The following is a 6,624-nucleotide window of genomic DNA, read 5'->3' on the forward strand; positions in this document are numbered from 1 at the left end:
ACGTCCAGTAAATCCACCGAAGCTTCAATACTGCCGTTTCCGCTCGACTTGCATGTGTTAGGCCTGCCGCCAGCGTTCAATCTGAGCCATGATCAAACTCTTCAATTTAAGTTTTTTCGAAACCGAAGTTTCAGCTCAATGAATACTGATTACTGTTTCTCTCCGAAGAGAAAAACGAATTGACTGTGCCGAACAACTATTAAAGTTGTCGTTTGGTCACTCAGTTCATCGAATAAATCTTTTTGTCTATTCTCAACGAGTGCCCACACAGATTGCATAGGTCAAATTGTTAAAGAGCGCCGCTCAATCTTGAGCGGGAGTGGCATCTTACGCCACTTTGGCAACAAGTCAAGCATTTTGTTTTGCTTGTTTGTTTTGCCGTTGTTAGCGCGGCTTGCCGTGCCAACGAGAGCGCATTATAGAGAGGTGATTTTTTGACGCAAGGAGTTTTTGATAAAAACATTTCAAGCGAGCAAAAAGCCAACAAGGTGCATTATTACTGAGCATTTCCATGCGAAAACTAAGCAGAAAGCCACCTAAAGTCGGTGGCTTTCGCTCAATAAGTATCTATCAGTCCTGTTTTGCGATGATTTGATCGTTTTCAACATCGAGGAAAACAGGCCGCCCTGGTATCAGCTCGCCACTTAGAATTTGCTGAGCAAGCGGGTTTTCAATTGTCTGCTGGATAGCACGTTTGAGTGGACGCGCACCATAGACGGGGTCAAAGCCACCTTTAGCCACTTTTGCCAAGGCTGCGTCTGAGACCTCAAGCTTAAAGTCTCTTTCGGCCATACGATGAGCCAGCTCTTGCATCTGTAGACCTGCAATCTCTTTGATGTGGTCTTCGGCTAATGGGTGGAACACCACCGCTTCATCGATTCGGTTGATGAATTCTGGACGGAAATGATTTGCAGCCACTTCCATCACGGTGCGTTTTATACCCGCATAGTCCAGTTCACCGAAATGCGCCTGAATCTGCTCTGAGCCAAGGTTTGACGTCATGATCACCACCGCATTGCGAAAGTCGACAGTGCGGCCTTGACCATCCGTCAGGCGCCCATCATCCAGCACCTGTAGCAAGATGTTAAACACATCCGAGTGAGCTTTCTCTATCTCGTCGAGCAGAATGACAGAGTAAGGGCGACGACGTACCGCTTCGGTCAGATACCCCCCTTCTTCATAACCCACATAACCTGGGGGTGCACCCACAAGGCGAGCCACGGAATGCTTCTCCATAAATTCGGACATATCAATCCGTACCATGGCATCACGGCTGTCAAACATGAATTCAGCCAGTGATTTACAAAGTTCGGTTTTACCTACCCCCGTTGGGCCCAAGAAGAGAAATGAACCAATTGGGCGATTCGGATCCGCCAAACCGGCACGGCTACGGCGAATAGCATTACCAACAGCGCTCACCGCTTCATCTTGCCCTATCACGCGTTCATGCAATGCTGACTCCATCTTGAGCAGCTTTTCTTTTTCGCTTTCAAGCATACGCGACACTGGGATGCCTGTTTGCCGTGCGATAACATCAGCAATCTCTGCATCCGTGACACGGTTTTTAAGCAGCGTCATTTCCTGCATCTCTGCTTGGCTGGCAAGATCCAATTGCTTCTCTAGTTCAGGGATCTTGCCGTATTGCAGCTCTGACATCCGACTCAAGTCGCCGGCTCGACGTGCGATTTCCATATCAGTACGCGCTTGCTCTAACGCTGCTTTGATGTGTTGAGCACCAGATACAGCGGCTTTTTCAGTATTCCAGACCTCTTCTAATTCTGCATACTCGCGCTCTTTTGCTTCTAGCTCGTCGCGAAGCGTTTCTAAGCGCTTTTGGCTCGCACTGTCTTCTTCTTTTTCCAGCGCTTGCTGCTCTATCTTCAGTTGCACAATGCGACGCTCAAGCCTGTCGAGTGAGTCTGGCTTAGAGTCTATTTGCATCCGAATACTAGACGCAGCCTCGTCAATCAGATCGATGGCTTTATCTGGCAGCTGCCGATCAGCAATATAGCGGTGTGACAAACTCGCAGCAGCTACGATAGCCGGATCGGTAATTTCTACCGCATGATGCAACTCATAACGCTCTTTGAGGCCTCGCAAAATGGCCACCGTGTCTTCGACATTCGGCTCACTCACCAACACTTTTTGGAAACGGCGTTCTAGTGCCGCATCTTTTTCCACATACTGTCGGTATTCATCCAGCGTAGTTGCCCCCACACAATGGAGTTCACCACGTGCCAAGGCAGGCTTAAGCATGTTGCCCGCGTCCATGGCCCCTTCAGCTTTACCTGCGCCCACCATGGTGTGAAGTTCGTCGATAAAGAGAATGACATTGCCTTCTTCTTTGGCCAGTTCATTCAGCACCGCTTTTAAACGTTCTTCAAATTCACCACGGTATTTCGCGCCTGCGACCAGTGAGCCCATATCAAGAGAGAGTACGCGTTTGCTACGAAGTCCTTCTGGCACTTCACCATTCACAATGCGTTGAGCCAGGCCTTCCACGATGGCCGTTTTACCCACGCCAGGCTCACCAATCAGCACTGGGTTATTTTTGGTACGGCGTTGTAACACTTGCACCGTACGACGGATTTCATCATCACGGCCAATGACAGGGTCGAGCTTGCCTTGCTCTGCACGCTCAGTAAGATCAATGGTGAATTTTTCGAGGGCTTGGCGGTTCTCTTCCGCGTTAGGATCATCCACTTGCTGCCCACCACGGACTTTCTCTATCGCTTCTTCAACCTTTTGCGATGTTAAACCGTGACTACGTAACAGCTCGCCCAACTGACCTTTATCTTCCACCGCAGCCAAAACAAAAAGCTCTGACGAGATATATTTATCTTTACGCTTTTGCGAGATTTTGTCGCACAGGTTAAATAACGTACCCAGGTGGTTTGAAAGCTGAACCTCGCCACCGGTACCCGTTACTTGTGGTAAGCGGTCTAATAACTCAGAAAGGCTGGAACGCAGCTGGCTCACATCCACATTCAGCATGGTCAATAACGGGCGGATGGCACTGCTGTCTTGGTTCAGGAGTGCGGTCATCAAATGAACAGGCTCGATGTACTGGTGATCTCGCCCTAATGCCAGTGATTGCGCATCAGAAATCGCAATTTGGAATTTACTCGTAAATCGGTCAAGGCGCATAGTTCCTCCCACTTAACACCTCTAGTTGATGAATAAATGGGCACGATTGCGGCGCTTTTCAAGCACCTTTGTCGATTTTATTTCACCCGCCAGATGCAGGTTGCCATCCGGCCTGTTTGCCCATCTCGTCGATACGAATAAAACTGATCCGCCTGCTGGTAGGTACAAAACTCCCCACCATAAACAGCAGTAACGCCAGCCTGTTGGAGTCGTTGCTTCGCAAGGTGATAAAGATCAGCAAAATACTTACCGTTTCCTTTTGCGGTAAATGCCGACATCGCCTTCGGTGAGTGCGTTACGAACGCCTCGATCACCTCCTCCCCAACTTCAAAAGCCTGTGGCCCAATGGCTGGCCCTAACCAGGCAAGACATCGATTGGGATCGGAGAACAGAGATAGCGTCGCTTCTAACACGCCAGACGATAAACCTCGCCAACCTGCGTGGGCAGCAGCGACTTGCTGACCATCGTCACTGCAAACGAGCACAGGCAAACAATCAGCCGTCATGATGGTACACACTTGACCCGTCGTATCGGTGAAGGCCGCATCTGCCTGTGGATGAGGCGAGCGGGTCGGCAAGTGGACAACGTGTGTACCATGGACTTGTTCAAGCCAAGTGATATCCCCACTTACCTGCTGTGCAAGCAGTGCGCGATTTTGACCCACAGCTTCAGGGGCGTCGCCAACATGCATGCCAAGATTCCAACCCGAAAAGCTCCCTTGACTGGCACCACCAATACGCGTGGTGGTCAGCGCTCGTATGTTACTCGGAGCGGGCCAATCAGGCTGAAGGCAATACATCAGTAGTCCTCTTCTCCATATTGGGTTTGATCGTCTCTTAACCGTTCAGTCAAGGCCACCATATCGTCGGGGATCGGTGCATGCCATTCCATCAACTCACCGCTAACAGGGTGATCTAAGCGTAGCATGGCCGCATGCAATGCCTGGCGTCGGAATTGGCGCAGACTTTGTACAAGCTCATCGTCAGCGTGACGAGGCGGTTTGGCCTTCCCGCCATATAAGGGATCACCCACTAGAGGATGATTTAAGTAGGCCATATGGACACGGATCTGGTGGGTACGGCCCGTTTCCAACCGCAACCGTAATCGTGTGTGACCACGAAAATGTTCTGCGACGCGATAATGAGTGATCGCGGGTTTACCTAGCTCATGCACGGCCATATGGGTACGCTTGGTCGAATGGCGGCCAATCGGCTTATCCACCATCCCCCCACCGGTCATATTACCAATCGCAATGGCTTCATATTCACGGGTAATTTTCCGCTTTTGTAGTGCACGCACCAAACGGGTTTGTGCCGGAATAGTTTTAGCGACCACCATTAATCCCGTGGTGTCTTTATCCAAACGATGCACTATCCCTGCCCGAGGTACGTCCCCAATTTCCGGATAACGATACAACAGACCGTTCAGTAAAGTGCCATCAGGGCAACCTGCGCCTGGGTGAACAACCAGCCCCGCAGGTTTATTAATCACCAACAAGTCATCATCTTCATAGACAATATCTAGCGGAATATCTTGCGCTATCCAGCGATCGTCATCTTCAATTTCCGCAGTGATCTCAACGTTTTCTCCGCCCATCACTTTTTGGCGCGGCTTATCAATGGCCACACCATCGAGTGATACCTGGCCGGCTTGGATCCAAGTCTTGATCCGAGAGCGTGAGTAGTCAGGAAACAACTCAGCAATGGCTTGGTCAAGCCGTTGACCTAGTTGATGGTCTTGGATCTGGTGGGATAATTCTATCTGTTGTGCCATATCGAACTTTTCTATGATTTCTATGACTAAACCCTCGCGACAGTCGTTATAGTGGCGCTCGGCATATCGCCTATCAACGCCTTTTGCTATAGTCGCCTGTCACTGGATAAAATAGCCGGAATAATGACATTGTATCTGTTTGCCGCTGCGACCGTAATCCAGATGGCATAAAAACTTTTCAAGGAAGTGCGATAACCCATGAAACGCCTAACCCTGACTGCACTACTCGCAGCCTCTCTACTCGCCGGTTGTTCAAGTAACGACCAAGTCGTCCAAGACGATCCGCCATCCAAACTGTATCAGGATGCTGAAGCGCAGTTAAATCAAGGGGCTTGGATAACCGCTATTGAAAAGCTGGAAGCACTGGATTCACGCTATCCCTTTGGTGCTTATTCTGATCAAGTGCAGCTGGATCTGATTTATGCATATTACAAAAATGATGACTTGGCTTTAGCCGAGGCAACCATTGATCGTTTTATGCGTATGCACCCTGCGCACCCAGAAAGTGACTGGGTGGTTTATATGCGTGGCCTTACCCATATGGCGCAAGATCGTAGCCTCATTCACGATATTCTTCGTATGGAGCGGGACGACAGAGATCCTCAGCCAGCACGCAAAGCATTTGCCGATTTTCGTCGCCTGCTTGAGCGCTATCCAAACAGTGAGTATGCCGCAGATGCCAAAGCGCGGATGACCGCATTAAAAAACCGCCTTGCTAACTATGAGCTCGCCGCAGCAGATTACTACATTCGTCGAGAAGCTTGGGTTGCCGCGGTTAATCGTTGCCAAGCGTTGCAGCGTGACTTCCCTGATACAGAAGCGGCCAGAGCGTCACTCCCTTTAATGCTTAAAGCCTATGAAAAGCTTGGACTCGATGAACCCGCAGAGCGAACAAGAAAACTGATCGCCAAGAATCCAGCGTAATAGGGAGTCAACAAGCTTGATAATCAAAACCTCCGCAAAGGAGGTTTTTTTATGTCTATAGATTACCGGTGAAAAGCGCGCTTTACCGAGTAATATTGGAATCGACTCTCGGCTTCCGCGTTGAGTGAGCACAGATATACATTATTGAGGTATAACGGTTTATAGAGTTTGAAGCGGTAAGTTATTGAATCAAAACGCGTGATATCTTGCTATAGATACAAAAAAGCCCCGACCGTCAGGTCAGGGCTTGGTGTTTTCTCATCAAAGTCTTACGTCAATCTGCTTTGATGCTTAAATTGCGAGCTATGCGCAGTGAGTTTTGAAGCAAGACGCACAGTGTATGCCAATACATGAGCATCGCAGCTATCAAAAATCGCAAGCAATAGGCGCAATTTATAATCAGAGCCTGGCGATGTCCTACTCTCACATGGGGAGACCCCACACTACCATCGGCGCTGCTTCGTTTCACTACTGAGTTCGGCATGGARTCAGGTGGGTCCAAAGCGCTATGGTCGCCAAGCAAAATTKGGTGTGTCTTCACTTTTCAGTCAAAACACGTAATCTAGAAAGCTGTTCGTTCTCGCCACAATCAACTGGCTTATTTCAAGTCCAACCCAAAACCTCTTGGGTGTTGTATGGTTAAGCCTCACGGGCAATTAGTACAGGTTAGCTCAACGCCTCACAGCGCTTACACACCCTGCCTATCAACGTTCTAGTCTAGAACAACCCTTTAGAGAGCTCGAAGCTCTAGGGATGACTCATCTCGGGGCCAGCTTCGC

4 protein-coding genes and 2 rRNA genes are annotated in these 6,624 nt (G+C 49.5%); 1 reads left to right on the top strand and 5 read right to left on the bottom strand.

Features of this window, described 5'->3' with window-relative positions; translation table 11 throughout:
- Nucleotides 1-570: 570 nt before the first annotated feature.
- From clpB to rluD, 3 genes are all read right to left on the bottom strand, one after another.
- The gene (clpB, locus tag BZG23_RS16195; RefSeq protein ID WP_077579593.1) at nucleotides 571-3,147 is read right to left on the bottom strand and encodes an ATP-dependent chaperone ClpB; all 2,577 of its coding nucleotides are present in this window, start codon (nucleotides 3,145-3,147) and stop codon (nucleotides 571-573) included.
- Between the two features lie 77 nt (nucleotides 3,148-3,224).
- On the bottom strand, nucleotides 3,225-3,947 hold the full coding sequence (gene pgeF / locus BZG23_RS16200) for a peptidoglycan editing factor PgeF (RefSeq protein WP_077607540.1): 723 nt from the start codon (nucleotides 3,945-3,947) through the stop codon (nucleotides 3,225-3,227).
- Nucleotides 3,947-4,921 carry a 23S rRNA pseudouridine(1911/1915/1917) synthase RluD gene (gene rluD / locus BZG23_RS16205; protein ID WP_077607541.1) on the bottom strand — a complete coding sequence of 325 codons (975 nt, stop codon included), beginning with the start codon at nucleotides 4,919-4,921 and terminating at the stop codon, nucleotides 3,947-3,949. Before rluD ends, pgeF begins: the two co-directional genes overlap by 1 nt.
- A gap of 198 nt (nucleotides 4,922-5,119) precedes the next feature.
- Between rluD and bamD the strand changes: the two genes are divergently transcribed.
- On the top strand, nucleotides 5,120-5,845 hold the full coding sequence (gene bamD, locus BZG23_RS16210; RefSeq protein ID WP_077579590.1) for an outer membrane protein assembly factor BamD: 726 nt from the start codon (nucleotides 5,120-5,122) through the stop codon (nucleotides 5,843-5,845).
- Between the two features lie 404 nt (nucleotides 5,846-6,249).
- Here the strand turns inward: bamD and rrf are convergent.
- Nucleotides 6,250-6,365: ribosomal RNA gene (gene rrf / locus BZG23_RS16215) — 5S ribosomal RNA — on the bottom strand.
- A 115-nt stretch (nucleotides 6,366-6,480) separates the two neighbouring features.
- Nucleotides 6,481-6,624: ribosomal RNA gene (locus tag BZG23_RS16220) — 23S ribosomal RNA — on the bottom strand; the annotation flags it as partial.

Origin of the sequence: Salinivibrio sp. ML290, assembly GCF_001995695.1 — a bacterium.
Taxonomy (GTDB): Bacteria; Pseudomonadota; Gammaproteobacteria; order Enterobacterales; family Vibrionaceae; genus Salinivibrio; species Salinivibrio siamensis.

Excerpts from the sequence above, each read along its gene's own strand:
- clpB (WP_077579593.1), bottom strand. The coding sequence starts at position 3,147 with ATGCGCCTTGACCGATTTACGAGTAAATTCCAAATTGCGATTTCTGAT.
- rluD (WP_077607541.1), bottom strand. The coding sequence starts at position 4,921 with ATGGCACAACAGATAGAATTATCCCACCAGATCCAAGACCATCAACTA.
- bamD (WP_077579590.1), top strand. The coding sequence starts at position 5,120 with ATGAAACGCCTAACCCTGACTGCACTACTCGCAGCCTCTCTACTCGCC.
- pgeF (WP_077607540.1), bottom strand. The coding sequence starts at position 3,947 with ATGTATTGCCTTCAGCCTGATTGGCCCGCTCCGAGTAACATACGAGCG.